27 protein-coding genes are annotated in these 25860 nt (G+C 52.0%); 20 read left to right on the top strand and 7 right to left on the bottom strand.

Translation table 11 applies throughout. The annotated features are described in order from the left end of the window. The first annotated feature begins 46 nt into the window (after nt 1–46). On the top strand, nt 47–1261 hold the full coding sequence (locus ACPAOP_RS06155; RefSeq protein ID WP_423680397.1) for a DUF1501 domain-containing protein: 1215 nt from the start codon (nt 47–49) through the stop codon (nt 1259–1261). Here the strand turns inward: ACPAOP_RS06155 and ACPAOP_RS06150 are convergent. After that, entirely contained in the window at nt 1233–3425 is a 2193-nt protein-coding gene (locus tag ACPAOP_RS06150; RefSeq protein WP_423709675.1) for a PAS domain S-box protein, read from the bottom strand. The genes ACPAOP_RS06155 and ACPAOP_RS06150 overlap by 29 nt on opposite strands. A gap of 174 nt (nt 3426–3599) precedes the next feature. Between ACPAOP_RS06150 and ACPAOP_RS06145 the strand changes: the two genes are divergently transcribed. Continuing rightward, entirely contained in the window at nt 3600–5138 is a 1539-nt protein-coding gene (locus ACPAOP_RS06145) for a M20 family peptidase (RefSeq protein ID WP_423680395.1), read from the top strand. A gap of 216 nt (nt 5139–5354) precedes the next feature. Then, a complete protein-coding gene (locus tag ACPAOP_RS06140) occupies nt 5355–5615 on the top strand; it encodes a DUF1161 domain-containing protein (protein ID WP_423709674.1) in 261 nt (86 codons plus the stop codon). Between the two features lie 18 nt (nt 5616–5633). Here ACPAOP_RS06140 and ACPAOP_RS06135 read toward each other — a convergent pair whose 3' ends face one another. Together ACPAOP_RS06135 and ACPAOP_RS06130 are read right to left on the bottom strand one after the other, a co-directional pair. Next, on the bottom strand, nt 5634–6137 hold the full coding sequence (locus ACPAOP_RS06135; protein WP_423709673.1) for a GNAT family N-acetyltransferase: 504 nt from the start codon (nt 6135–6137) through the stop codon (nt 5634–5636). Nucleotides 6138–6149: 12 nt separating this feature from the next. Then, nucleotides 6150–6515: a hypothetical protein gene (locus ACPAOP_RS06130; protein ID WP_423680393.1), complete on the bottom strand. Its 366-nt coding sequence runs from the start codon at nt 6513–6515 to the stop codon at nt 6150–6152. Nucleotides 6516–6746: 231 nt separating this feature from the next. On the opposite strand from ACPAOP_RS06130, the gene ACPAOP_RS06125 reads away from it, so the two are divergent. The 14 genes from ACPAOP_RS06125 (at nt 6747) to ACPAOP_RS06060 (ending at nt 19311) form a co-directional block, all read left to right on the top strand. Next, a complete protein-coding gene (locus tag ACPAOP_RS06125; protein WP_423709672.1) occupies nt 6747–7694 on the top strand; it encodes a DMT family transporter in 948 nt (315 codons plus the stop codon). A gap of 35 nt (nt 7695–7729) precedes the next feature. After that, nucleotides 7730–8227, top strand: coding sequence for a hypothetical protein (locus tag ACPAOP_RS06120; protein WP_423709671.1), 498 nt, complete (start codon nt 7730–7732; stop codon nt 8225–8227). A gap of 157 nt (nt 8228–8384) precedes the next feature. After that, a complete protein-coding gene (locus tag ACPAOP_RS06115; RefSeq protein WP_423680390.1) occupies nt 8385–8729 on the top strand; it encodes a DUF1840 domain-containing protein in 345 nt (114 codons plus the stop codon). A 3-nt stretch (nt 8730–8732) separates the two neighbouring features. Beyond that, the gene (locus tag ACPAOP_RS06110; RefSeq protein ID WP_423709670.1) at nt 8733–9620 is read left to right on the top strand and encodes a lysophospholipase; all 888 of its coding nucleotides are present in this window, start codon (nt 8733–8735) and stop codon (nt 9618–9620) included. A 25-nt stretch (nt 9621–9645) separates the two neighbouring features. Then, entirely contained in the window at nt 9646–10284 is a 639-nt protein-coding gene (locus ACPAOP_RS06105) for a LysE family translocator (RefSeq protein ID WP_423680388.1), read from the top strand. A 1-nt stretch (nt 10285) separates the two neighbouring features. Then, nucleotides 10286–11698: a 16S rRNA (cytosine(967)-C(5))-methyltransferase RsmB gene (gene rsmB / locus ACPAOP_RS06100; RefSeq protein WP_423709669.1), complete on the top strand. Its 1413-nt coding sequence runs from the start codon at nt 10286–10288 to the stop codon at nt 11696–11698. Between the two features lie 56 nt (nt 11699–11754). Then, the gene (locus ACPAOP_RS06095; RefSeq protein WP_423709668.1) at nt 11755–12342 is read left to right on the top strand and encodes a DUF4390 domain-containing protein; all 588 of its coding nucleotides are present in this window, start codon (nt 11755–11757) and stop codon (nt 12340–12342) included. After that, on the top strand, nt 12339–14693 hold the full coding sequence (locus ACPAOP_RS06090) for an ATP-binding protein (RefSeq protein WP_423680384.1): 2355 nt from the start codon (nt 12339–12341) through the stop codon (nt 14691–14693). Before ACPAOP_RS06095 ends, ACPAOP_RS06090 begins: the two co-directional genes overlap by 4 nt. A gap of 85 nt (nt 14694–14778) precedes the next feature. Next, nucleotides 14779–15501, top strand: coding sequence for a response regulator (locus tag ACPAOP_RS06085; protein ID WP_423680383.1), 723 nt, complete (start codon nt 14779–14781; stop codon nt 15499–15501). Beyond that, entirely contained in the window at nt 15464–15883 is a 420-nt protein-coding gene (locus ACPAOP_RS06080; RefSeq protein ID WP_423709667.1) for a GTPase, read from the top strand. The genes ACPAOP_RS06085 and ACPAOP_RS06080 overlap by 38 nt, the downstream gene beginning before the upstream one ends. Before the next feature lie 253 nt (nt 15884–16136). Then, the gene (locus tag ACPAOP_RS06075) at nt 16137–16394 is read left to right on the top strand and encodes a BTH_I0359 family protein (RefSeq protein ID WP_423709666.1); all 258 of its coding nucleotides are present in this window, start codon (nt 16137–16139) and stop codon (nt 16392–16394) included. Nucleotides 16395–16515: 121 nt separating this feature from the next. After that, on the top strand, nt 16516–17400 hold the full coding sequence (gene xdhC, locus ACPAOP_RS06070) for a xanthine dehydrogenase accessory protein XdhC (RefSeq protein WP_423709665.1): 885 nt from the start codon (nt 16516–16518) through the stop codon (nt 17398–17400). A gap of 5 nt (nt 17401–17405) precedes the next feature. Further along, complete coding sequence (locus ACPAOP_RS06065) at nt 17406–18434, top strand: adenosine deaminase (RefSeq protein WP_423709664.1); 1029 nt, start codon at nt 17406–17408, stop codon at nt 18432–18434. Between the two features lie 346 nt (nt 18435–18780). Continuing rightward, the gene (locus ACPAOP_RS06060; RefSeq protein WP_423709663.1) at nt 18781–19311 is read left to right on the top strand and encodes a DUF6985 domain-containing protein; all 531 of its coding nucleotides are present in this window, start codon (nt 18781–18783) and stop codon (nt 19309–19311) included. 97 nt (nt 19312–19408) lie between these two features. On the opposite strand, the gene ACPAOP_RS06055 is transcribed toward ACPAOP_RS06060, so the two are convergent. The 4 genes from ACPAOP_RS06055 to ACPAOP_RS06040 form a co-directional block, all read right to left on the bottom strand. Further along, nucleotides 19409–20500 (bottom strand): porin, encoded by a 1092-nt coding sequence (locus tag ACPAOP_RS06055; RefSeq protein ID WP_423709662.1) that lies wholly within the window; start codon nt 20498–20500, stop codon nt 19409–19411. A 92-nt stretch (nt 20501–20592) separates the two neighbouring features. Further along, nucleotides 20593–21111, bottom strand: coding sequence for a 2-oxo-4-hydroxy-4-carboxy-5-ureidoimidazoline decarboxylase (uraD, locus tag ACPAOP_RS06050; protein WP_423680377.1), 519 nt, complete (start codon nt 21109–21111; stop codon nt 20593–20595). Next, nucleotides 21108–22070, bottom strand: coding sequence for an allantoinase PuuE (puuE, locus tag ACPAOP_RS06045; protein ID WP_423709661.1), 963 nt, complete (start codon nt 22068–22070; stop codon nt 21108–21110). The genes uraD and puuE overlap by 4 nt, the downstream gene beginning before the upstream one ends. A 3-nt stretch (nt 22071–22073) precedes the next feature. Further along, a complete protein-coding gene (locus ACPAOP_RS06040) occupies nt 22074–22781 on the bottom strand; it encodes a GntR family transcriptional regulator (RefSeq protein WP_423709660.1) in 708 nt (235 codons plus the stop codon). A 269-nt stretch (nt 22782–23050) separates the two neighbouring features. On the opposite strand from ACPAOP_RS06040, the gene uraH reads away from it, so the two are divergent. From uraH to alc, 3 genes are all read left to right on the top strand, one after another. Beyond that, nucleotides 23051–23404 (top strand): hydroxyisourate hydrolase, encoded by a 354-nt coding sequence (uraH, locus tag ACPAOP_RS06035; RefSeq protein WP_423709659.1) that lies wholly within the window; start codon nt 23051–23053, stop codon nt 23402–23404. A 203-nt stretch (nt 23405–23607) separates the two neighbouring features. After that, nucleotides 23608–24813, top strand: a complete 1206-nt coding sequence (locus tag ACPAOP_RS06030; RefSeq protein ID WP_423709658.1) for a urate hydroxylase PuuD — start codon at nt 23608–23610, stop codon at nt 24811–24813. Nucleotides 24814–24841: 28 nt separating this feature from the next. After that, complete coding sequence (alc, locus tag ACPAOP_RS06025; RefSeq protein WP_423709657.1) at nt 24842–25852, top strand: allantoicase; 1011 nt, start codon at nt 24842–24844, stop codon at nt 25850–25852. Nucleotides 25853–25860: the final 8 nt, after the last annotated feature.

The raw sequence follows: 25860 nt of genomic DNA, 5'->3' as shown, positions 1-25860 counted from the left end.
CGACAACTGAGCATATGATGAACAAGCAGACCGGATGAAAATCAACATGAATCGTCGCCAATTATTACAGTGCCTGGCCAGTATGGCTGCGTTGCCGGGTATTACTTACAGTAGTCAGTTACTTGCGGCACCAGCTACGCAAAACCGTCTGTTGCTGGTATTTTTACGTGGCGCTTACGATGCCAGCAATTTTCTGGTGCCGACGGCCAGTGATTTTTATTATGAATCCCGTCCGACTATTGCAATCAGACGTCCCGGCAACGAACCTGGCGGTGCAATTTCCCTGAATGCAGACTGGGGTTTGCATCCGGCCTTGCGCGACACGCTCTTCCCTATGTATCAGAATAAAGAAATCGCCTTTATTCCTTTTGCCGGGATTGACGATCTGTCCCGTAGTCATTTTGAAACACAGGACAGCATAGAACTCGGGCAAGCACTCAATACCAGCCGGAATTTCCATTCAGGCTTTTTGAACCGTCTGACCGCCGTATTAAATGGAGGGAAAAATAGCGCCCTGTCCACACCTGCAATGGCATTTACCGACCAACTTCCGCTGATCCTGCAAGGCAATGCGCAGGTCGGAAACACTGCCTTAAAGAACATAGCAAAATCCGGCGTCAACGAACGCCAGAATCAACTGATAGAACAAATGTATCGGAAAACCGCGCTGGCGCAGCAAGTCAATGAAGGTTTCGCTGTTCGTCAGGAAGTGGTCAAAGAAATGCAGGAAGAAATGAACGCCGCGAACCGCAATGCGATCAGCACTAAAGGATTTGAGCTGGAAGCGCAACGTATCGCCAGAATGATGCGGGAAAAATACGCGCTCGGATTCATTGATGTCGGTGGCTGGGATACCCATGTGAATCAGGGTGCAGAAACAGGCGTGCTGGCAAATAAGTTCGAGGAACTCGGACGCGGTCTGCTTGCCTACAAAAATGCCATGGGCGACCAGTGGCGTAACACGACTGTCGTTGTCATCAGTGAATTCGGCCGTACATTCCGCGAAAATGGAAAACGTGGCACCGATCATGGGCATGGTAGCGTCTACTGGGTGCTCGGTGGTGGCATTCGTGGCGGCCAGATTTCCGGTGAACAGATACCTCTGACACCCGGCAAATTATTTCAAAATCGCGACTATCCGGTATTGAATGAATATCGTGCCGTGCTTGGCGGTCTGTTCAGCCGCATCTATGGCCTCTCTCCGCAACAACTCGACAGCGTTTTTCATGGTGTTAAAGGACTGGACTTAGGTTTGATATAAGGGATGGCGTTGCTGCCGTCATCGGTAAATCGATGTAAAAATGGGCACCGCCACCTTGTTCCGGGGGGAGATTATAAAAACCTATTTCACCGTGCATTTGCTCAATAAGGACTTTGGAAATCGCCAATCCCAGACCGGTTCCGCCTTTTGCCCGCGTATCAGACGAGTCCGCCTGAGAAAATTTCTTAAAGATCCTGTCCCTGAAATTTTCCGGAACACCGCCACCCTGATCAGTGACAAGCACACGTACTGAACAAGCGCTGACGACCAATGCAATGATGCGTACGACACCTCCTTGCGGGGAGTATTTGCAGGCATTCGAGATCAGATTGGCGAGTACCTGCTGGAAACGTCCCTGATCCACATTAATTTCAATTGGCTGTATCCTTGCGACGTCCAAATCGATTTCCAGCCGGACTCCGAGCTCCTCTGCAATACTTTGATTTTGTTGCACAGCAAGTTCGAGCAAGCTGAGTAAATTCAGGCGCTCAAATGTGAAATCCATTTTTCCAGCTTCAATTTTCTGAATATCGAGTAAATCGTTGATCAGACGGGTCAGGCTTTCACTGTTTTTATGCGCCATCAGAATCAGAGGCTGGAGTTTTTCCGGTATCCCGCCCGCAGCACCTCCGACAAGCAATCCGAGTGCGCCACGAATTGCGGTTAACGGTGTGCGTAATTCATGGCTGACGGTGGAAATAAATTCATTCTTCATCCGGTCTATTTTGCGCCGCTCTGAGATATCGCGGACGATGGTAATCAGCTTGCGTTTTCCGGCCAGGCTGTATTCACTGATCGACAATTCCGCCGGAAACAGACTGCCGTCTTTGCGCAAGCGTTCCGTTTCTATCCGCAAACGTCGCGTTTCCAGAAAATCGTCGTTATTGATCGCGATTTCCAGCATATCGAGCTTGCCTTCCGGCGCGAACAGATGATTTGGTTTACCCACCACCTCCTCTGAAGAATAACCGTAGATCGCAACCGCAGCAGGATTAATGGCCTCGACAATACCGGCGTCATCTGTCATGACGATACCATCGGCGGCATTCTGGAAAATCGCCTGCAGGCGATCCGAGGATTCTTTTAAGGCTTTCTGTTGTTCCGTCAGATTTTGTAACAGTCTGGTCTGATTCCGGTTAATGACATCAGCTTCAAACTTGAGCTCCGTCATCACCTGCATATCACTTTCTTTTTGTGTGAATAACTGTATCAGCACGCGGAATGCGGCGATAACAGCAGCAATCGCAGCGGCAGTGACGATGGCAACCGCCAGACTGATCGCACGCCAGTCGGATAAATACAGCTTATCGTCCACAGAAAAGTAAACGATTAACGGATATTTTTCGATATGCTGAATCGCCGTGATACGAGAATTACCATATTCAAAAGCGGAAGTATCTGAGGTAACTACCAGTGACTTTTTATCTCCGGCATCTTTAATCCGCTGGCGAAGTTCTGCACCATCATGTTTCCCTCCCATCGCCGCATCGTTATCCGGCCAGCGGGCGAGGTAAGTAAAATCATCTCTCAGCAGTGAGATTGAAACATGGCCATCAACATGCAGTTTTTCATAAAACCGGGTATAAAACCTGGGTGATATGCCGATGATGGCAACGCCGATAAACTCACCGTCACTGCCAGTCAGGCGGTGACTCAGAAAAAATATCCAGTCTCCGGTCGTTTTGCTACGTACCGGATTACTGAGATAAATGCCCTGCGCCGGATGATCGCGCTGCACCTGAAAATAGTCGCGATCAGCAAGGTTATAGGTGGGCGAGGGAAAGTTTCTGGACGTACTGATGACATTCCCGTTGACGTCGAGTATCGAAATCACTTCAATCGCCGGGAATAAAGCGACTTTCTCTTTCAGAAACTGATGAAAGTCGTAAGTACCCAGTTTGGACGACAGGTATTCGGCACTGATACTCCAGCGATCTTGTATCCGTTCAGCGATATTGCCGAGCGCGGTATAAGCAAAGTCCATTTGCTGACTGGTGTTCTCTGCTACCACCACACTGAAGGTTTCAGTCTGCTTTTCCCATTTATGTATTTCCTGCAAACGCAGCGTCCAGACAAATATGCCGGCAGCAAAAAAAATAGCCACGACCAGACTGATTGCAAATGTTTTGGCAATCCGGCTGGTGTGGAGTCCCGTTTGTATCATGTTGAAAATCAGTCTTAATCAAAAATCGAATTTCAGCCCGGGTGTATCCAGCACTGCAATGGGTGCGTTAAAAAAACGTTTATTCATACGATGCGTAACTCACCTGGAATCTGAAATTTGTGAAATGATAGGCTGTCTAAATTGGCAATTTATCCTATTCAATGAGAAAGTACCATGATCAGGCGGATTTTTTTATTTCTCTCCATTACTTTACTGAGTTTAGTTCTGATCATTGGCGCCAACACGCTGCGCCAGTCTTCCAGACAAATACCGGTGCAAGCGGCAGCGATCATTCAACTGGATGAGCAAGGGGCGGCACAACGTCTGGCAAGTGCACTGCGTCTGCAAACAATCTCGGGGGCGGACAAGGAGCAGGTACATGCAGCAGCATTTACTGCATTACACACCTTACTGGAAAAGTCGTTTCCCTTGGTTCACGCAAAATTGCAGCGCGATATCGTCGCCCAGTATAGCTTGCTGTATCGCTGGCAAGGCACGGACACTAATGCCAAACCGATATTGCTGATGGCACACCAAGATGTCGTACCGGTTGCTCCCGGTACAGAGCACTTGTGGCAGGAAGCGCCGTTTGGAGGCGAGGTCAAAGATGGCTATATCTGGGGACGCGGTGCGTGGGACGATAAGGGCAATTTATTTGCCATCATGGAAGCCATAGAAACCGCGCTTGCCACAGGATTTCAACCGCGCCAGACAATTTATCTCGCCTTTGGGCATGACGAAGAATCCGGCGGTCTGCACGGTGCGAAAGCGATTGCAGCATTGTTAGAACACCGGAATATCCGCTTTGATTTCATACTGGATGAAGGAATGCTGGTCACGGAAGGTATTTTAAAAGGACTCGACCAGTCTGCAGCATTGATCGGTGTTGCCGAAAAAGGCTATGCCAGCATGCAGCTCAGTCTGGATGCCACGCCTGGTCATTCGTCTATGCCGCCACAAAAAACAGCGATAGGTATGATGAGCAGCGCGCTGAGCAAACTTGAACAACATCAGTTACCAGCTAATATCCGTGGTGTTGCGCTCGATATGTTTGAAACCATTGCGCCCGAAATGCACGGTCTGAACCGTGTCTTGTTATCGAATCTGTGGTTATTTGCGCCGTTGGTACAACATGAGCTTGAAAAAAGCGCCAGTACCAACGCAACGCTGAGAACGACCACGGCACTGACGATGATTCATGCGGGGAATAAAGATAACGTCCTGCCGGGACATATTCAGGCAACCGTGAATTTCCGTACCTTGCCAGGCGACACTCAGGCCAGCGTGATGGAACATATCAAAACCACGATCGGTAATGATGCGATCCGTATCAACTCTCTCAACGGTAATTCTGAACCATCCAGAGTATCGCCGGTTGACTCTGAAGCTTACCGGACATTGCACAAGACCATACGTGAAGTCTTCGCGAATACCATCGTCGCCCCGGGTCTGATGCTGGGCGCAACAGACTCACGGCATTTCGAAAAACTGAGCCCGAACATATTTAAATTTTCACCCGTCCGGGCAACTAGTGAGGATTTACCACGTTTTCATGGAACAAATGAACGCATCTCTGTTAAAAACTATCTGGAAATGGTACGGTTTTATCACCAGCTTTTAACCAGAACTCATTTCAGCAATAGGGATGAGTGCGAGCAAGGTGATTCGGGATGCAGTGCAAGGCGTGACGTGCAGCTAAGGCTGGCGCCTTAGCAAGCGGCGCAACGTAGCAATGCGCCCGAATCGCCCGCTCCCGGAGGGTTTGCCTCATAACGCGTGCCGGACTGCGTTGGACTCGTTGTCAATAGACCCGCTATTGACTGCCTCGTCCGCCTTGCCAGCCCACGTTATAAGACAAACGCATCTCACCCCTATTGATGAAATGAGTTCTTATAACAGCAAATCATCCATGGAAAAGGAGAAGACAAAATGAGGAATCCCATTTTTACTAAGAGTCTGGTATCTGGCTTACTGCTGTGCAGCGCTTCGAGCTGGGCAGCCATCACGCCATGCGAAGCGATCATGGACAAAATCAATGCCAAGTTAGAGGGCAAAGGTGTCAGTGATTACGCTCTCAAAGTCGTACCAAAAGATACCGAAACCAAGCTGCGCGTCGTCGGGGTTTGTGAAGGTGGCAGCAAAAAAATCATTTACCAGAAACAGAAAGCCAAGAAAAAAACCGAAGAATAAACCGTCTCTTCGATTCATCTATAACTGTTTCACACAGTAATAAGCTGGGCCAGAGTAAGTCATCAGTGCCGATGTCTGCTCTGGCGATAAGGCCGTCACTTCAACAAATCCCTGCTTTTGCCAGAACGCTTTCGTACTTTGTACCGAAACCAGATGCAGTGTCGTCCAGCCTGCACTTGTCGCGTAAGCCTCCGCGTGTCTGACCAGTTGTACGCCTACGCCGCGTCCATGCATCGCAGTACCGACAGCCAGATCGTGCAGATACAAACTATCCGCCTCGGTTGCAGGATGAAAATCACTGCCCAGAGATGAAATCTTCCCGCTGGTTGACGGATAAGCCATCAGGTAGGCGCAGACGCCAGCTGACGCATCTTCTGCAACCCAGCAGGTCGCAGGTGCAGCCGCCAGCCGCTTGCGGAAGATACTCTCAGCTTCGACCATTGCACTCACGTAAGCCTGTGTCTGAACCCGGAACACAGCTGGAATATCCTGCTCACGCATCAGACGAATATGTACTGACATACCGGTACAGGCTTATTTTTTTGACTTGGCAGACGCAGACTCAGAAGCCGATGCGGATTCAGAGGCACTGGCTTCTTCCTCTTTGACTGGTGGCGCATTCGGTGCAATTTCCGGTTTCACATTCTCTATCTTGTTTTCGCGCATGTAGTCGTTCATCTCTTTCCATCCGGCATAGACGGCCGAACGGGCGGCATCGGGATTGAGCGCGTAGCAATCCTCTATCGCGCGTCCGGCATGACGGCAGGCACTGCCGGTTGCCCGCGCATCGGATTCTTTTTGTGCCGCTTCCTTCGCCGGATCTGCGATACCCAGACGTTCACATGCGCTCAGCAACAATAAAGGACACACAACCAGCAGGACGGAATGACGAAGCGACATCGCAGCACCAATGAAAAAAAGAGGAAAAATTCGTCAGCCTCACCCGGATCAGATGAAGCCGTTTTATCGTTCTCTATGATACTCCACTGGCATAAGAAGCCCATAGCGCTGAATCAGTTAGCAAAAGGCACACCCGTTGTTGTTTTTGTGACGCAACTTCCTTTCACAATATCAAACCCACTATGATGTCAGCTTGATTCAATAACAGAGATCTTTAATGAGTGTGGCAAGATGTTAGGCGGCGTTCTCGCTGCTCTGGGTGCAGGTTTATTGTGGGGACTGGTATTTATCACGCCCTTGTTATTGCCGGATTATCCCGGCGTGGTGCTTTCATTTGGCCGCTATCTGGCGTTTGGTCTGATCGCCCTGATTCCGGCATGGTTTGACCGCCGGCGCATTCTTGCCCTCAGCAAAACCGACTGGCGCAGCGCACTGAAACTGGCTGCGGTCGGCAATATCATTTATTACGCCGCATTAGCCAGTGCGATTCAGCTTGCCGATGCGCCGCTGCCGACCATGCTCATCGGCACTTTGCCGGTCATGATTGCCGTCTTTGCTAACTGGTCACCGCATCATCCTTCCGAATCTATCGCGTGGAAAAAACTCGTGCTGCCGCTGTTACTGATTTTTTGCGGCATCATGCTGGTCAACAGTGAAGAGCTACGCCATCTTGATGGCAAGCGTTCCATCAGCGATTATGTAACAGGGACAGGTCTGGCCCTGATTGCCGTCGCTGCATGGACCTGGTATCCGATCATGAACAGCCGTTATCTGAAAAATCACCCGGAAATTACCTCCGGCACCTGGGCCACTGCACAAGGCTTGGCAACCCTGCCACTCGCCCTGTGCGGCTTTCTGTTGTATGGATTAGTACAGATGATGCAGCCGGCACTGGTCTATGTTTTCCCGTTCGGCAGCAGCCCGGGGAAATTTATTGCGGGTATGCTGACACTGGGATTACTGGCATCATGGCTGGGTACGCTGCTGTGGAATCGGGCAAGTCAGAAATTAGCCACCAGCCTCAGCGGTCAGTTGATTGTATTTGAAACTCTGGCGGCTCTGTTGTACGCGTTCATTTTGCGCCAGACACTCCCGGCACCGCAGATACTCATGGGAGTATTATTACTTTGTCTTGGTGTCGCCTTTGCTTTACGCGGGTTTCAGATTAAGCAGGAGTGATACTCCCCCTATTTCTACTGTCTGCCAGTGAAACTATGTTAACGAAAAAAATTCTGAGCACTGCCGCAATACTGATGCTGCTGGCATGCAGTCCGCAGTTCGACTGGCGCGAAGTCCGCGGCAGCGATGTGCCTTTCCGTGTACTGATGCCGGCAAAAGCGGCCAGCTTCAGCCGAGAGGTGCAACTCGCCGGACTGAAGCTGAACATGCAGATGACCGCCGCGGACGCGGCAGGCGTCAATTTTGCTGTCGGCAGCGTCAGACTGGATGAGCCAGGCAAAGCTGGCATTGTTGCGGAAGCAATGAAAGACGGAATGCTGAAAAATGTACAGGGACAGATTACGAAAACGGCAGACAGCCCTGACGGTGTGGTGGAAGTGCAGGGGAAATTACCTGGCGGTGAAGCCGTTACGATGGCGGCGCGTTTCATCATAAAAGGACCGCGTGTCTATCAGGTGATTGCGATCGGGCCGGCACGACAATTGAAACAGGACATCATCGACACTTACATGAGTTCTTTCAGCACCGAGTAAAGCACCAATCACAGATAATTCCGATTATGATAGCCTCCATCAGATTCTCTATGCTCTGCCATCGTAGTCATGGCGTCGTTTTACACGGTAATATCAGCGCATACCTGTACTCAATTATCTGACAACTATTCTCTGATACTCCAATAAGGAGACCACTATGCTGATCACATTCAAATCAAAAGCAGCGGCAGAAATCGTCATGTACAAAGAACATGCAAAGCGCATTCTGGATCTGCTGCACAAAGACGTCGAGCAAGGCATCATCACAACTGCAGAATTACCCGCAGCGATCGCCAGCATACAAGCCGCGATTGCCGAGAGCAAAATTCACCCTGCGTCCACGGAAGTCGTCCATGACGTCGATATGCACCACAATGCGACCGAAGATGACAATGAACATGAAAAGTCGGTGACGGTGTCATTCGCCACACGGGCATTTCCGGTACTTGAGATGCTGCAGGCTGCCCAGAAAATGCAAAAAGACGTCGTGTGGGGTGTCTGATTCATGACTGCTCACATCGAAAACACGAAGGAATTTGATTTACTGATGCAAGACGGCGCCCGTCTGTTTGTACGCGACTGGCCACTCGCTACCAACGGCGACCAGCCGCCGCCAGGTGTGCTGCTGATGCACGGTCTGGGTGAACACTGTGGCCGCTATGCGCATCTGGCCCGCTTTTTTAACGCCCTCGGTTTTGCCGTCCGTACCTACGACCACCGTGGTCACGGCAAGTCTTCCGGCGGTGCCGGAGACGTGCCTGACGACGAGGCAATACTCAGAGACGCACAGACCATCATTCAGGATTTCAGCCGGCAACTGGCAGGACCGCCTATTCTGCTGGGGCACAGCATGGGAGGCTTGTTCGCAGCCCGTTTTGCCGCCGCCAACCTGGCGCCGCTCAAAGCGCTGATACTGTCGTCCCCCGCATTAGCAATCCGCATGTCCGGCTTTGAACGGCAACTTGCCAAAGTGGCGTTAGCGCTGTTTCCTGGAACCGGGTTACCGAATGGTCTGAAAACCCGCTATCTGTCGCATGATGCCGAAGTCATTCAGGCCTATCAGAATGACGCGCTGGTACACCCTAAAATCAGTGCCCGTCTGCTGCGCAGTATGCAGGCAGCCATGGCGTTCACCCATCAGCACGTCAGAGATATTGCCGTACCGGTGCTGCTGCTGGTCGCTGAAGATGATCATCTGGTCGATCCGGACGGCAGCCGCCGCTTTGAAAAAGGTGTCGCACCGGCACTGATGACCGCGCATTATTACGCGGGTTTTTATCACGAAATTTTTAATGAACTTGATGCGACCCCTGTCTTTGACGATCTGCGCACATGGCTGGAGGAACAACATCTCGCACCACCCACTGCAATAAGCTATCACAGCGGAACCTGAGTCTCAGCATCACCAAGGAATCAGTATGGAACAATTCGGCATCATTCATTTCGGCTTGTTTTGTCTGGCTGTGATGTTGCTCAATGCAACACCCGGGCCTGATACCGCCTATATCGTCGGTCGCAGCATCGCTCAGGGTCGCACTGCCGGCCTCATTTCTGCGCTCGGTATCTCGGTTGGCTGTCTGTTTCACGCATTCGCATCTGCATTCGGGCTGACCGCAATCATTGCCACCTCGGCGCTCGCCTTCACCCTCATTAAACTGGCCGGCGGTGCCTATCTGATTTATCTTGGTGTCAGAATGTTATTCAGCAAACCGGCCGTCTTGATTGCGCGCTCAACCGAACCTGAACGGCGCCCGCTGCAGAAAATTTTTTGGCAAGCGGTACTCACCAATATCCTCAACCCGAAAGTAGTGCTGTTTTTTCTGTCGTTTTTCCCGCAATTTGTCTCAACTGATGCAAATCACAAAACCTCTGCATTTCTGCTGCTGGGTGCAACCTTTGTACTAATGAGCACGCTGTGGAATAGCGGCACGGCCTTTCTGGCTGGTACACTAGCGCGCCGCGCAAGTCAGAATCCCCGCTACAAACTCTGGCTGGAGCGCTTTGTCGGAACAGCATTTGTCGGTCTGGGAATCAAATTGCTACTCACCAAACAATAATATGCACGAACAACCAAGAAAAATCCTCGGCAAACCTGCCATCAAACCGGCTCGTACAGTCGCTGCTGCAACTGAATCTCAGCCACCAGCGCCACTGCTGGAGCTGAAGCCGGATTCACTGGCTTTCAGCCTTTCCGGTGCAGCGCAGGCAGTCGCCTATGTGCTCGAAGGAACGGCATTGCCACAGGCACTGGCCAAGGTTTTTCAGCAAAACAATGCATTGCCGCAGGCGCGTGGTGCAATTCAGGATATTTCTTACCGGACGATGCGTCAGGTCGGACGTGTGGATGCTTTGCTCAAAGCCATGACGAACAAGACACCGGAACCGGCGCTGTTGTACGGTTTGCTCTGCTGCGCACTGACTTTGCTGGTAAGAAATGAGGGAGAAGACGCGCCGTATGAAGAATTTGTGGTGGTTGATCAGGCGGTGACTGCTGCCAGCGCCAATGCTCACATGGTATTTGCCAAAGGCATGGTAAATGCAGTGTTACGCCGTTATCTTCGTGAAAAAGAAGAATTACTCAAGCTTGTCATGAAACAACCAGCAGCGGTCTGGAATTATCCGCAGTGGTGGGTGGATCAGACGAAAGCAGCCTATCCGGATGCCTGGCAAGCGATCTTAACGGCCGGCAATCATGCACCGCCGCTGACCTTGCGCGTGAATCGCCGTCTCATCACTACGGCCGCCTATTTGCAGCTATTAGCAGAACAGCAGATTGAGGCCTCACAAATCGGGCCGTTTGCGGTACGTCTGTCCAGGCCAATGCCGGTCAGCAGTATTCCTGGCTTTGACGCAGGCATGGTGTCGGTGCAGGATGCGGCGGCACAACTCGCAGCACCGCTGTTAGACGTACAGGACGGGATGCGAGTACTCGATGCCTGTGCGGCGCCGGGCGGAAAAACCTGCCACTTACTGGAACTTGCCGATATCAACCTGCTGGCGCTGGATATCGACCCTTTGCGCGTCAAACGCATACAGGAAAATCTGACCAGATTGAAATTATCTGCCACCATCAAAGAAGGTGATGCCAGTCGTTCCGGCTGGTGGGATAACAAGCCGTTTGACCGGATACTTGCCGATGTCCCTTGCACAGCCTCGGGCGTCGTACGCCGTCATCCGGATAGCCGCTGGTTACGCCGCAAAACCGATACTGCGCAGCTCGCTGCTTTATCGTCGCGCATCCTCGATAATTTGTGGCGCATGCTGGCTCCCGGCGGCAAAATGCTGATGGTCACCTGCTCGATCTGGCCTGCCGAATCAGAAGCGCAGGCAGCCGCCTTTGCTGCCCGGCATGGTGCCATACGTCTTGATGCACCAGGTCAATTATTGCCAACCATGGCCAATCCGTCCGATGCAAACAACGAACATGACGGTTTGTTCTATGCCTTGTTTCAAAAACCCGGGCAAAGCTAACGGAAAACACGAGCTTCACGTTATCATTGGGGCTCAGTTTTTTATTTCCTGATTGCATGCTCCTTCGTCTGAACAATCACATACGCCGCTTAGCGCTGACACTTGTGTTAGCGCTATTGGCGTTGCTCATCGTTCCGGCTGTGCATGCGGCGGAAGCTGAAGTCACCTCAGCCAGAATCGAAGCGAGCGATGAAGGCTACCGCCTGGCAGCCAGCTTTTCGTTCGAGCTCAGCCATGCGCTGACCGATGCGATCGCTAAAGAAATTCCCATCTCATTCACCACCGAAGTCGAGCTGACCCGCCCCCGCTGGTACTGGTTCGATGAAAAAACGATACGTGCAATACAGACGGTTCGGATAGGCTATAACCCCTGGACGCGTCAATACACCGCCACGATCAATCAGGGCTTGCAACAGAATTTTGCAACCCTAGAAGAAGCGCTCGCGCTGGTATTGCGACCTCGGCGCTGGGTCGTCGCCGATAAAGGGACGCTGACGGCCGGTGCAGTCTATAACGTCGCGGTAAAACTGAAACTCGATCTGAGTTATTTGCCCAAGACTTTCCTGATTACCTCGCTCAACAACAGCGACTGGCGCTTCTCTTCAGACTGGAAACGCTTTACCTTCAAGGTTGAAGACAAGTGACCAGATTTTTGCGGTATGCCTTGATTATCGGCGGTGCTCTGATGAGTATCCTGCTGTTTTTACTGACTACCGCCTCTGAGAATTCCGCCAATTTTGAGCCTTACTATGGCTGGCTGCTCGGCGCCAATGCGGTCGTCGCTTCCGCTTTACTGCTGTTGATTTCAGCGCTGGTCTGGCGTTTATTCAGCCGTTTCCGCAGTCGTGAATTCGGTTCCAAACTGATGACCAGACTGGTGCTGCTGTTTGCACTGGTGGGCATACTGCCGGGCTCGGTCATCTACGCGGTGTCCGTCACCTTCGTATCGCGCTCAATAGAATCCTGGTTTGACGTTAAAGTCGAATCGGCGCTGGATTCTGGTAAAAACCTCGGTCTGGCGGCGCTTGATTTTCTGCTGGCTGATCTGCAGGCGAAAGCACGTGAAATGGCGAGTGAGTTATCAACACCATCAGATACTCCTTTATCTATCAAGTTATCGCGTCTGCGTGAACGGGCACTGGTGCAGGAAGCCACAATCGTTAACAGCCGCGGCAGACTGGTAGCCACCGCCAGCCAGAATTTCGGACACCTGGTACCGGAATTACCGACAGCAGACATGCTGCGGCAGGCACGTAATTCGCGCATCTTTGCCGCCATCGATGAAAAAATTAATGCACCGGAGGCCGCCGAAATAAGTAAAAACACCGGACTGAACGATACAAAGCGGCCGATTCTTCCTCAGGAAAGCAATAAAACCCTGCGTTCACGCGTGGTTGTACAATTGCAGGCCAGCGATATGGCGCTGTCCTTGCAGCGGGAGACCTATTTCCTGCAACTGATACAACCGGTTCCCGCAAATCTGGCAGCACATGCCGAAGCCCTGCGCAACGCATCGACCGAATATCAGTTGCGTTCGCTCGGCCGTGGCAGTCTGAAAACGATGTATATTTTCACGCTGACGCTGACCCTGTTACTGGCTATTTTTGCCGCCATTACCAGTGCCTTTCTGATTTCCGGCGAACTCGCACGCCCCTTGCTGTTACTCGCAGAAGGAACGAAAGCAGTCACCGAAGGTGATTTTTCACCACGCCCTATCGTCACCAGCACGGATGAACTCGGCAGCCTGACGAAATCGTTTAACACTATGACACGCCAGTTATTCGATGCGCGTGCCGCCGTCGAAAAAAACCGCAGTGAACTGGAAAATGCCAAGGCCTATCTGGAATCGGTGCTGGCCAATATGTCAGCCGGTGTGATGGTGCTGGACCAGGCCGGCCATCTGGTTACCTGTAATGAATCCGTCGAACGCATACTGCAACGACCGCTGGAAGCTGAGATCGGCCGGCCGCTGACGGATATCAATGGCATGCATGAATTTGCCGATGCCATCGACAAAGCCTTTTCAGAACAGCATGCACAATCGGCCGCCGGTGGCAAAGAGCAGCAGGAACACTGGCAACAACAAATCGAAGTGCCGCGTCCTGATGCTGTCAAAACCACAGAGCCAGCGTCCGATGCGATGCCGAATGACGACAAACAGAGCATTACCCTGCTCGCCCGCGGTTCGCATTTACCGGTCGGCGCCGGCAATGGTTACGTCATCGTGTTCGATGACATCAGCAATATCATCTCGGCGCAGCGCTCCATCGCCTGGGGCGAGGTCGCTCGACGACTGGCGCACGAAATTAAAAATCCCCTGACGCCGATACAACTCTCCGCAGAACGTCTGCAGATGAAATTGCAGGATAAGCTGAATGAAACCGACGCTGCCATTCTGAATAAGAGTACAACGACAATCGTGAATCAGGTGTCGTCGATGAAGCGCATGGTTGACGACTTCCGCGATTATGCAAAAACTCCGCCGGCAGTCTTGTCGCAACTTGATCTCGGTGAACTGATCGATGAAGTGCTGCATCTGTATCTGGCGGGCGATGACCGCGATATCATCCGCCTGCATCTGGCACCGGATTTGCCAAAAATTATGGGCGATGCAACGCAACTGCGTCAGGTCATCCATAACCTGCTGCAAAATGCGCAGGATGCCGTTGCTGACCGCCCTCAATCCGAAGAGCCGGCTCGCATTGATGTGATCACCGAAGTCGTTCATTACAATAGCAAAGCGCAGGACGTCTGCAGCGCAGTGAAACTGTCGATTATCGATAACGGACCCGGATTTTCCAGCAAAATTCTGGCGCGCGCTTTTGAGCCTTATGCGACGTCGAAACCACGTGGAACCGGGTTAGGACTTGCCATGGTGAAAAAAATCATCGATGAACACGGTGGTCGTATCGATATTCAGAATCGCAGTGATACAAACGGTGCAAAAGTAGCGATTTTGCTGTTAAAGTTAGCACCGGACTCAAAAACAGCATGAACAGGCTGATTTCCATTCGACATTAACGAAGATTAATGCGGAAATAAGAAAGACAAAACCACAAGGGCAGTAATAGGGTAGATTTATGGCAAATATTCTGGTCGTAGATGATGAAATGGGTATCCGGGAATTACTCTCGGAAATTCTGGGAGATGAGGGACATGTGGTGCAACTCGCGGAAAACGCGCAGCAGGCACGACTGGCCCGACAGGAAGCAAAACCCGATCTGGTGTTGTTGGATATCTGGATGCCCGATACCGACGGCGTCACCTTACTCAAAGAGTGGCAGCGCGATGGTTTGCTGACCATGCCGGTCATCATGATGTCGGGTCATGCAACTATCGACACCGCGGTCGAAGCAACCCGTATTGGTGCGCTGAACTTTCTGGAAAAACCCATTGCTCTGCAAAAACTGCTCAAAGCCGTGCAACAAGGGCTGACCCGTACACCTGAGCCTGTACGTCCGGCAGCGCCAGCATTGCGCGTCATCAGCAGCGATCACAACCATCCCAGCCTGACTCAGGGCGGCGTACAAGCTAGTGGCGGCGCCTTTGAGTCTCGCCAGTTCAATGCCACTCCGGCAGCAGCGAGTGCGCCTGCAAATCAATTCGCCAGTCTGTCGTTTGATTTACCTTTGCGCGAAGCCCGGGACGCGTTTGAACGGATTTATTTTGAATATCATTTAAACCGTGAAGGCGGCAGCATGACGCGCGTTGCCGAAAAAACCGGCCTTGAACGCACCCACCTTTACCGCAAACTCAAACAACTCGGTGTCGAGTCTGTCAAATACGCCAAACGCGGCGAATAATCTGCAAACTGCCGTGCCGCTGACGCTCGTCAGCGGTGGCAGCTATCGCCAGCGGGAAGCCCACATCGCCGCCCGCATTGCCCGTGATCAGGCAAGTAATACCGGCTCTGCCTTCATCGCCGTTCTGCTGGAAGGCTTGCCAGAGGGCGATCTGCTACTGGACAACAGCGTTCAACTCCATTTGCAAAGAATTGCCCCCGGCTGTTTTTGCTGTATCGGCAATCTGACCATGCGGGTCAGCCTCAACCGCGCGCTCCGGCAACGGCCACAACGCGTTTATCTCGGCGTTGCCAGTAGTGAACATCTCGACAATCTCAGGCTGACTTTACAACAAGCACCTTACGACCAGTTACTGACAACAGAAGAATCTGTTTCTCTGTAAATTTTCAGAATAAACTAAAGCTATTCATCGCGGCACCGTAACCTCTGTCAGGCAGCACGTTTTTTGCTTACTTGCAGGACTGACGCAATTTGTCCCGGCACGGCGTGGCGACGAAGGCAGTACGAATAGTACGGCTAGGAGCCATAACACCGCTGGGGTGACTTTGCGCAAGTCCTAACTTGAAATTTGCTGCTAACAGCACCATGTCCGGTCTATATGAGGAAGTCATTTCTCCAGCCAGAAAGGATGCAAAATGAATCTTATTTATAACAGCGAAAACTACAGCGTCGTTGAATACAGCGAAGATGCCGAGCACGAGGCTCTGCGTTTTGGCGGCTACGAAATTACCGACAAAGCAGTACGTCGTGAATGGTTTATCGGTGGTCCGCAGGCACTGAGTTTCCGGCATGGCGTCACCGAGCTGATCGCAAGCGAACCCAGCATAGAAGAGATCGACGATTTTCTCGGTCAGTATGATGGATGTATGCGGCAAAGTGTTCTGCTGCACTGATCCTTACTGATATCCGTCCGCCTATACACGGCATCAGCTGCCGTGTATATCTTCGCTCCGGCAAACTGCTATCTTGCTACTTTGCTGTTTTTGCTACTCTGCACCGCTCAACCATCTGGTCATGCATATCCACTCCCACAAAAGCTGGCTGGAAAGCCTGCTGACTCTGCCCGACAATGCGCCTGCGATCCTGATCACGGTCACGGCAGCTAAAGGCTCGACGCCGCGCGGCACTGGCACGCGCATGCTGGTCACGGCGCAGCACCAGTACGACACGATAGGCGGTGGTCATCTCGAATGGAAAGCGATTGCGCATGCCCGTCTGTGGCTGGCGGAAAGCGCTGAGCATAATGCCGCCACCCGCCATCTCGATCTGGCGCTTGGCCCCAGCCTCGGTCAATGTTGTGGCGGCGCAGTCAGCATCATGCTCGAACGCACCGATAGCTGGACGACCGAACAAAAGCTGGCGCGCTATGCCGAATTTCAGCGACAGCAAGCGCAATTACCGCATCTGTACCTGTTCGGTGCCGGTCATGTCGGTAGTGCGCTGGTCAACGTATTACAGCAAACCCCTTGCCGCATTACCTGGGTCGATGAGCGCGACCATTTGTTCCCGCCGCATTTACCACTATCGGTACAAACTGAAGCCACTGACAGCCCCGAAGCTGTGATTGCTCAAGCCGAAGCAGGCGCTTACTTTCTAGTTATGACCCATCACCACGGTCTGGATCTGCTGCTGAGTGAGCATATTCTGCGTAAGAACGATGCCGCCTGGTTCGGTCTGATCGGCTCACAAACGAAACGCGCCCGCTTTGAACACCGTTTGCAGGAGCGTCAGATAAGTGCCGCGCGGCTGGCGACGATGGTCTGCCCTATCGGTATCGACGGTATCAGCGGCAAAGAACCCGGTGTCATCGCCATTGCCGTCGCGGCACAGTTATTGCAACTCTGGGCGAAGACACCTACACTGCCGGACTTCGCCTCCATCACTCACACAGCGGAATAAACAGCATGAGTAATTCTTTACACGAATTTATCCGCGGCTTGCCGAAAGCCGAACTTCACTTACACATCGAAGGCTCGCTGGAGCCGGAAATGATGTTCGAGCTTGCCCGGAAAAACGGCGTCAGCCTGCCGTATGCCAGTGTCGAAGAAGTCCGTGCCGCCTACGACTTTGAAGATCTACAATCGTTTCTGAATCTGTATTACGCCGGTGCCGCCGTCTTGCAGACCGAACAGGATTTCTTCGATCTGACCCATGCTTACATACAGCGCGCCCGCGCCGATCATGTCTGCCACGTCGAATTATTCTTCGATCCGCAAACCCACACCGAACGCGGCATCGCCATAGAAACGGTGTTTTCCGGTATTGCCCGCGCCTTGCGTGAAGCGAAAGCAGCATACGGTTTTTCCGGCAGCATGATTTTGTGTTTCCTCCGGCATCTGAGTGAAGAAAGTGCGCTGGCAACGCTGGAAGCCGCATTGCCGTTGCGTGAGGCCTATGCTGATGTCTGGACCGGTGTCGGTCTGGATTCGGCCGAAGTCGGCAATCCGCCGGAAAAATTCGCCCATGTGTTTACGATCGCCCAGGCCATGGGTTTCCGGCTGGTCGCCCATGCCGGTGAAGAAGGCCCACCAGCGTATATCCATAGTGCGCTGGATGTGCTGGAAGTCGAACGTATCGACCACGGTGTACGGGCGGAAGAAGATCCGGCGCTGATGCAGCGTTTAAAAACCAGCCGCATTCCGCTGACGGTTTGCCCGCTGTCGAATCTCAAATTATGCGTGGTGAAGGATTTGCGCGAACACAATCTGGCGCGCATGCTGCGTGATGGCTTATGTGTGACGATCAATTCAGATGACCCGGCTTATTTCGGTGGCTATATGAACGCCAATTTCATCGCCACCGCCGATGCGCTGGCGTTGAGTCGCGAAGAACTGGTGCAACTGGCGCGGAATAGTTTTGAAGCGTCCTTCGTCTCAGATGCGCAGAAACAGGTCTGGTACGACGCGCTCGATGCCTATCTGAAAAACGCTTAAAAATCTCCTGAAAACGCAAAAAAAAACAGTAAAAAAGGGGAGTATGTGTAAAAAATGCCTTTACCTCCTTATAAACAAAGGGCTTTAAAATATACTGGTGGGAGTATATTTAGAGCCCTGAACGTCCCGAAACCATCATTTCTGACTCACATGGCGTGTCCGGACAAATAATTTAAGCTGGCAAAAACGGGGTTCTCCTTTCAGTCCGACAAGGCTGGCCTGCATCAACACCACGCGAATTAGCTCACCGTCCGGGTGGATATATTGATAAAATGCGTCGCCCGGACTGATCAGCGCCACGGCATCTGTGGACGCTGCACCTCACGCCTGTTTTTATGGAATCTCTATGCAAATCCCTCCACTCGGCACACTGATCAAAGACGAAGAAAACGACTGGCTGATCAGCGACGCGTTTAACATCGCCGCTTTTAACAATACGCCATGTGAATTTCTGATCGAAGGCTATGAAACCGATCCGCGTCCGCAGGATTTTTCCGATGCGATCAGCAATTTCATCACGCTCAGCAGCGCTACGCTGAAGGCCGCAGAAACGCCGGTCTTTAACTACTATCTCGACTGGGCACGTCTGGCGAAAGCGGAAGGTCTGCCCTGTGTGGAAATCAGCGAACCAGCTGGTATCTGGCAGCACATTCAGTTCGGCAATGAAGCGCTGGTTTGCCGCCGCAGCAATGGTGACCGCGCGGTGTATGTGTTATTCGAATGTGATTGCGACTGGAATCAGGAAGACGGTTTGCAGATCGTTTTCAAACACGGCAACCAGGTCAGCAAGGTCGGCCCGTTTGATGATTTTTTAAGCAATGAAGATGTGTACGGTTTGCCGGAACTCGATAAAGTGATTTATCAAAGCCCGGGTTAAACAAAGCGCGCAGCAGGCTCGCTGCACAATCGCATCACCATAAAAAAAAACCGCATGATTCATGCGGTTTTTTGTTTTATTGCTGAGTGACTGATGATCAGAAACGGTGACGGATACCGGCAGCAACGCTGGTTGCACGGTCAGCCGTGTTGAGTTTGTCGCTCATCACTAACGCGTAGACGTCAGTACGTTTCGACAGATTGTAGTCGTAGCCTGCGGAGAAGGTATCACGCTTCAGATCCGCACCAACCAGGCTGCCTGTGCGTTTAGTATTCGCAAATGCCAGCAAAATGTCGCCACCGCCAGCCGGTGCTTTCACACCCAGACTGTAAGTTTTGTCATCCAGTGATTTCGGGCTGGTCGTGTCATCTTTGCTCGAAGAATATGTCGCAAACAGTTTTGCTACTGTCAGGTCATAGCTACCGGCAACAAAGTAAGTTTTCTGATTATTGATCGACGCATAATTCACAGGCGCTGCTGTTGCATCCACAATCGCGCCACCACTGAGCGGATTGCTGACCTGCACCTGATGATAGTAAGCGCCCAGAGCGAGTGGACCATTGAAATACAAGGCATTGATACCGACGTTTTTAGTACCGGTACTGCCTGCTTTTTCACCGAACTGGTAATGCAGATTCGCACTCAGACCATCAAAATTCGGTGTCGTGTAAACGATCTCGTTACTCCAGCCAGAGTCACCTGCGGCGGAATTGGCCCAGGTGCGGGCAGCATAATTACCGCTGGAAACCCAGGTGTGTAATACCAATGGCGAGAAGCTGAAAGAATCACCGAACGGATTGAAAATCACGGTTGGCAAAAAACTTGGTGCCAGACCGCGACCCAGCGACACTTTACCGAAAGAGCCGGACAAACCAACGTTCGCATCGCGCGAAAACATGGTGTCGCCGCTGAAACGGCCAGAGGCGCCGGTATCTGCCTGCAAGAAACTGGTTAATGCAAAATCAGCTTTCAAACCGCCGCCCAGATCTTCAACACCTTTGAAACCGACCCACGATGTCGTCATACCGCCACTGTTAACGACAGCCTGACGACCGCTGTCGCCACTGTATTTAACGGAACCCAGAGTCACGTCGAGCAAACCTTCGACGGACACCTGTGATTGTGCAGATGCACCGCCAGCAAGCAGACAAGACACTGCCAACACCATACTTTTCAATTGAAATTTCATCGGTTTTCCTTGATTGATGTGATAAAAAAATTGTTTCGTATGCGGTTACCGGCAATCAGCGTCGCGTCTTGTACAGTGTGTCTGCTGTGTATTCAGGTGCTGATGAGATCAGCCAGCCGGAATTCCCCGATACGGATAATCTGTTCTATGCATTCCCGCATTTCGTCGGCGCGACTGGCAGCCAGACGTTGCGTGAAGTTGCGGATAATACTTTGCCGGTCATGATTGCGTACAGCGATGATGAACGGAAAACCGAATTTTTCCTTATATTCGGCATTTAAACGTTGTAACTGCGCAAATTCTTCCGCGCTGCACTGTGTCAGACCTGCGCCACTTTGTTCACGACTGGACTCTGCCGTCAGCTCGCCACGTATCGCTGCTTTTCCCGCTAATTCAGGATGGGCGCGGATCAGCTTCAGTTGCGCACTTTCCGCCGCAGTTCTGACGGCATCCGCCATCGCCTGGTGTAAGGCCGCCGTACTGGCAAATGGTCGCTGCGCGACAACTGCCTCGGCCACCCACGGCGAATGTTCAAAAATACCGCCCAGAACATCGACAAACGCCTGCGCAGAACAAAGGTTCAATTCATCAAAACTGTAAGTCTTGCTCATGCTGCCGCTCCTGTTGTTTGCGGCTGGTAAGGATGCGTCTTCATCCAGTGATGCGCAATATCGATGCGGCGGCAGATCCAGACCTTGTCGTGTGACTGTATATAATCCAGAAAACGCTGCAAAGCGCGGAACCGCCCGGGCCGACCCAGCAAGCGGCAGTGCATGCCGACCGACAGCATTTTCGGCGCGTTATCGCCATCCGGATCACCTTCTGCATACAACACGTCAAAACTATCTTTTAAATACGTATAAAAATGCTCGGCCGTATTAAATCCCTGCGGCGTGGCAAATCGCATGTCATTACTGTCCAGCGTATACGGCACCACCAGATGCGGCTGTTGCTCGCCCGCGCTGGTGCTGACTTCGGCCCAGAATGGCAAATCATCGCCATAGTAATCGGCATCATAAGTAAAGCCGCCATGCTCAACCAGCAAACGCCGCGTATTCGGCGAATCGCGCCCGGTGTACCATCCCAACGGCGCGGTGCCTGTCAGTTCACGCATGATCTGCACTGCCTGTTGCATATGTTCGCGTTCTATCGCTTCATCCAGATTCTGGTAATGTATCCAGCGCAAACCATGACAGGCGATTTCATGCCCGAGCGCACCAAATGCCTGGGTCAGCTCGGGATGCCGCTGCAACGCCATCGCCACACCAAACACCGTCAGCGGTAAGCCACGTTTTTCAAATTCGCGCAAAATCCGCCAGACACCAGCGCGCGAACCGTATTCGTAAATTGACTCCATCGACATGTGCCGCGCTTCATATGCCGCCGCACCGACGATTTCTGATAAAAACTGTTCGGATGCCTTGTCGCCATGCAGCACGCAGTTTTCACCGCCTTCTTCGTAATTCAGAACAAACTGCACCGCAATTCTTGCCTGACCCGGCCATTGCGCATGCGGTACCTGCGCTCCGTAGCCAATCAGGTCGCGTGGATAAGCTGCTGTCATACTCATAAATTAGTTACTCCGTGAATGCCCGAGAACGGCTTTTAAGTCAAAACCCTTGCCAGCATTTTTCGGCGTGCGACAGGCACATTGATGCAAATGTTGTGCCATTGCGTGCAAGGCCGCTTTTTTATCCTGACGCTCCAATGCCGCCAACACCTGAAAATGCTCATCAAATGAACAGGGACGCGTCGTTACCACTTCCTTATTCGAAATCATCAGCGTCGTGCGAGAAACGAGGCGACGCAGCATATCGACCAGTAAATCATTGCCACTCAGACGCGCGAGGGCGATATGAAAATCGGCCGAAAGACGTATCCATTGTGGCCGGTCGCCACTTTCATAGGCATCCCGTTCACGCTCGACCATGCGCCGCAGTTCAGCAACCGCGCTGGCATCAGCGTGCTGCAAAACTTTTTCCAGCGCCAGCTGTTCCAGCGTCTGGCGCAATTCAAACATGTCGTGCGCCTCTTTTTCGCCCGGGCTGGCAATAAACGCACCACGGTTGGGCTCCAGCTCGACCAGTCCGTCAGCAGCCAGCTGGCTTAATACTTTACGTACTCCGTGTCTGGCCATCTGATAAATCTGGCTCAGAGATTGCTCAGTCAATTTAGTCCGCGCCGGCAAACGATGATCCATGATCGCATCATAAATATCACGATACATGTGCTCTTCCTTCTCTGCCAGTGTCGATGTACGGCGTGTTTCAGATGAATTCATGCTGAGTGAAGAATAAAAATAGTGAGGCATATTTAATCACGATTGTCGACAATATTAAATATACCGCAGTGTTCTTTACGAAATCATTTACATAAATAGCTGTTTTTATTCGATTTTATTTATTTTCATTTGACAGGCTTAAATTATGGCAATTAAGATTGTCGACAATATTTTCAAATCAATCAAACAAGACTGACGCAATTTGTCCCGGCAAGGCATAGCAACAAAGCCGGGGCTACTTTGCGTCAGTCCTATGAAATAAGGAACACATGGGACGTTTGACCACACATATACTCGACACCGCCCACGGCAAGCCCGGGCGAGGCATCAGCATTGCGCTATATCGTGTCAGCCCACAGCAACGCAGTTTGCTGTGTGAGCGCGTCACCAATGCCGATGGACGCTGCGATCAGCCTTTGTTGGAAGATAGCGCCATGCAAACCGGCACCTATGAACTTGATTTCGACATCGGCACTTATTTCGCTGGTTTGGTACCTGATCTGCCGCAACCAGCGTTTCTGAGTATCGTGACTTTGCGGTTTTCTATCGCCGATGCCAGTGCGCATTATCACGTGCCGCTGGTCGCGACGCCGTGGAGTTATTCAACCTATCGCGGCAGTTAATTTCGTAAATGAGATAGTAGATGAGGTGGCAGATGTAACAACATCTTGGCAACGCCGTTGCCTCTTCATCTCGGAAAAATAATCTGGGACAGGACTGACGCAAAGTTGTCCCAGCAAGGCATGGCGACGAAGACAGTACGAATAGTACGGCTAGGAGCCATAACGCCGCTGGGGCGATTTTGCGTCAGTCCTATGGGGAAAAAATGGAAGCATATTTATTTGACTGGGCAAATCTGTTGCTGCGCTGGCTGCATGTCATCGTTGCGATTGCCTGGATAGGTTCATCTTTTTATTTCGTCTGGCTGGATAACCATCTGACTGCGCCAAGTGATCCGCAACTCAAGGCACAAGGTGTCGGCGGTGAATTATGGGCGGTGCATGGCGGCGGCTTTTACAATCCGCAAAAATATCTGGGCGCCCCACCGAAATTGCCGGAGCATCTGCACTGGTTTTACTGGGAGTCTTACAGCACCTGGCTGTCGGGGTTCAGCCTGTTTTTGCTGGTGTATATTTTTAATGCCCGCACTTATCTGATCGACCCGTCTGTTGCCAATCTCACGCCTGCCCTCGCAATTGCAGCAGCCTTAGGTTTTCTGGCACTCGGCTGGCTGGTGTATGACTTGTTGTGCCGCTTATTCGGCAAGAATGAAAAGGTATTGTCGGCATTGATTATCGCGTATGTCATCGCCGCCGCCTGGGCTGCCTGCCATTTATTTTCCGGACGTGCCGCGTTTCTGATTACTGGCGCAATGATCGCCACCATCATGAGCGCCAACGTATTTTTCTGGATTATTCCGGGACAGCGCAAAGTCGTGGCGGCCATGAAAGCGGGAGATCCGGTTGATCCGGTGCATGGTCAGCGCGGCAAACAACGCAGTGTACATAACACCTACTTCACGCTGCCGGTCTTGTTTGCGATGCTGTCGAATCATTACAGCATGACGTATAACCACGCGCAAAACTGGCTGGTGCTGGTCTTGATCATGATTGTCGGCGTACTGGTGCGACAATTTTTCATCCTGCGCCATAAAGGCAAAACCAGTCCCATCTATCCGGTGCTGGCGATCGTCATCCTCGCCGCGCTGGCGGCGTGGATGGCTCCAAAGTCCGCGCCTGTGAGCAGCACAAAGGAATCACCGGCAGCGCAGTTTGCCCAGGTTCAGCAAGTGATACAGGCACGCTGCATACAATGTCACGCAGAACATCCGACGCTAACGGAATTTCCCGCCAAAGGACTGATGCTGGATAAACCTGAGCAGATCAGGGCGGCATCGCAACTGATTTATCAGCAAGTGGTGCAACAAAAGCTGATGCCGCTGGGGAATCTGACGCACATCACCGACGAAGAACGCGCTGTCATCGCGCGCTGGGTAGAAAACGATACGGCCAATATGGCTGGCAAGAAATAATCAAGAAAGTAATCGAGAAAGACATACTATGGCCATCATCACGCTCGACCCGAATGCTCCTGAATTTACCCGCCGCTATCCGAATCTCGCTGACCCACGCCTGGGGGCCAGAACACTGGCCTGCAGCGATGATTTTTTTGCCGAGATGGCGCGCATGTTGAATCCTGAACCCGCTGTCTTCATTCCCGGCAAGTACGATACCAATGGCAAATGGATGGATGGCTGGGAATCCCGTCGCAAACGGGTCAATGGTCATGACTGGTGCGTGTTGAAACTTGGTCGCGCCGGGATGCTTAAAGGTGTCGATATCGATACCAGCCATTTCACCGGCAATTACCCGCCAGCCGCCGCACTTGAAGGCGCATTTCTCGCCAGTGGCGAACCGGATGACCAGACCGTTTGGCAAGAAGTGCTGCCGTCGGTGAACCTGCAAGGCAACAGCCATCATTACCACGCCATTCAGAGCACACAAATATTCAGCCACTTGCGCCTTAACATTTATCCGGACGGCGGCGTCGCCCGTTTGCGCGTGTATGCACAACCGGCAAACGATTGGGCCAACGCTGATCCGCATGCGCTGCACGATCTGATTGCGATGGAAAACGGCGGCTATATTGTGGCAACGAACAACCAGCATTTTGGGCTGGCATCCAATCTGCTGATGCCAGGGCGCGGTGTGAATATGGGCGATGGCTGGGAAACGCGACGCCGCCGCGAGCCCGGCAATGACTGGTGCATCATTGCGCTGGCCCATGCCGGGATCGTGCAAAAAATCGAAGTCGATACTTGCCATTTCAAAGGCAACTATCCAGACAGCTGTTCGATACAGGCAGCGTCGATGGCGGGAGGCACTGACACTTCGCTGATCACGCAATCGATGTTCTGGCCTACGCTGTTACCGCAACAAAAGCTGCAAATGGATCATCAGCATTATTTTGCAGAAGAGCTGCAATCACTGGGGACTATCACGCATATTCGTCTGAATATTTTCCCGGACGGCGGGGTATCACGCTTGCGTCTGTTGAGTAAAATCGCCTGACAACCTTC

Origin of the sequence: Undibacterium sp. WLX3042 (assembly GCF_049544825.1) — a bacterium.
Lineage (GTDB): Bacteria > Pseudomonadota > Gammaproteobacteria > Burkholderiales > Burkholderiaceae_D > Undibacterium.
Note: the sequence above shows the minus strand (reverse complement) of the source record. Positions and strands in the feature narration are given on the sequence as shown.

Bases quoted from the DNA above. Each gene is read 5' to 3' on its own strand.
- ACPAOP_RS06155 (WP_423680397.1), top strand. From the start codon at position 47: ATGAATCGTCGCCAATTATTACAGTGCCTGGCCAGTATGGCTGCGTTG.
- ACPAOP_RS06150 (WP_423709675.1), bottom strand. From the start codon at position 3,425: ATGATACAAACGGGACTCCACACCAGCCGGATTGCCAAAACATTTGCA.
- ACPAOP_RS06145 (WP_423680395.1), top strand. From the start codon at position 3,600: ATGATCAGGCGGATTTTTTTATTTCTCTCCATTACTTTACTGAGTTTA.
- ACPAOP_RS06140 (WP_423709674.1), top strand. From the start codon at position 5,355: ATGAGGAATCCCATTTTTACTAAGAGTCTGGTATCTGGCTTACTGCTG.
- ACPAOP_RS06135 (WP_423709673.1), bottom strand. From the start codon at position 6,137: ATGTCAGTACATATTCGTCTGATGCGTGAGCAGGATATTCCAGCTGTG.
- ACPAOP_RS06130 (WP_423680393.1), bottom strand. From the start codon at position 6,515: ATGTCGCTTCGTCATTCCGTCCTGCTGGTTGTGTGTCCTTTATTGTTG.
- ACPAOP_RS06125 (WP_423709672.1), top strand. From the start codon at position 6,747: ATGTTAGGCGGCGTTCTCGCTGCTCTGGGTGCAGGTTTATTGTGGGGA.
- ACPAOP_RS06120 (WP_423709671.1), top strand. From the start codon at position 7,730: ATGTTAACGAAAAAAATTCTGAGCACTGCCGCAATACTGATGCTGCTG.
- ACPAOP_RS06115 (WP_423680390.1), top strand. From the start codon at position 8,385: ATGCTGATCACATTCAAATCAAAAGCAGCGGCAGAAATCGTCATGTAC.
- ACPAOP_RS06110 (WP_423709670.1), top strand. From the start codon at position 8,733: ATGACTGCTCACATCGAAAACACGAAGGAATTTGATTTACTGATGCAA.
- ACPAOP_RS06105 (WP_423680388.1), top strand. From the start codon at position 9,646: ATGGAACAATTCGGCATCATTCATTTCGGCTTGTTTTGTCTGGCTGTG.
- rsmB (WP_423709669.1), top strand. From the start codon at position 10,286: ATGCACGAACAACCAAGAAAAATCCTCGGCAAACCTGCCATCAAACCG.
- ACPAOP_RS06095 (WP_423709668.1), top strand. From the start codon at position 11,755: ATGCTCCTTCGTCTGAACAATCACATACGCCGCTTAGCGCTGACACTT.
- ACPAOP_RS06085 (WP_423680383.1), top strand. From the start codon at position 14,779: ATGGCAAATATTCTGGTCGTAGATGATGAAATGGGTATCCGGGAATTA.
- ACPAOP_RS06075 (WP_423709666.1), top strand. From the start codon at position 16,137: ATGAATCTTATTTATAACAGCGAAAACTACAGCGTCGTTGAATACAGC.
- xdhC (WP_423709665.1), top strand. From the start codon at position 16,516: ATGCATATCCACTCCCACAAAAGCTGGCTGGAAAGCCTGCTGACTCTG.
- ACPAOP_RS06065 (WP_423709664.1), top strand. From the start codon at position 17,406: ATGAGTAATTCTTTACACGAATTTATCCGCGGCTTGCCGAAAGCCGAA.
- ACPAOP_RS06060 (WP_423709663.1), top strand. From the start codon at position 18,781: ATGCAAATCCCTCCACTCGGCACACTGATCAAAGACGAAGAAAACGAC.
- ACPAOP_RS06055 (WP_423709662.1), bottom strand. From the start codon at position 20,500: ATGAAATTTCAATTGAAAAGTATGGTGTTGGCAGTGTCTTGTCTGCTT.
- uraD (WP_423680377.1), bottom strand. From the start codon at position 21,111: ATGAGCAAGACTTACAGTTTTGATGAATTGAACCTTTGTTCTGCGCAG.
- puuE (WP_423709661.1), bottom strand. From the start codon at position 22,070: ATGAGTATGACAGCAGCTTATCCACGCGACCTGATTGGCTACGGAGCG.
- ACPAOP_RS06040 (WP_423709660.1), bottom strand. From the start codon at position 22,781: ATGAATTCATCTGAAACACGCCGTACATCGACACTGGCAGAGAAGGAA.
- uraH (WP_423709659.1), top strand. From the start codon at position 23,051: ATGGGACGTTTGACCACACATATACTCGACACCGCCCACGGCAAGCCC.
- ACPAOP_RS06030 (WP_423709658.1), top strand. From the start codon at position 23,608: ATGGAAGCATATTTATTTGACTGGGCAAATCTGTTGCTGCGCTGGCTG.
- alc (WP_423709657.1), top strand. From the start codon at position 24,842: ATGGCCATCATCACGCTCGACCCGAATGCTCCTGAATTTACCCGCCGC.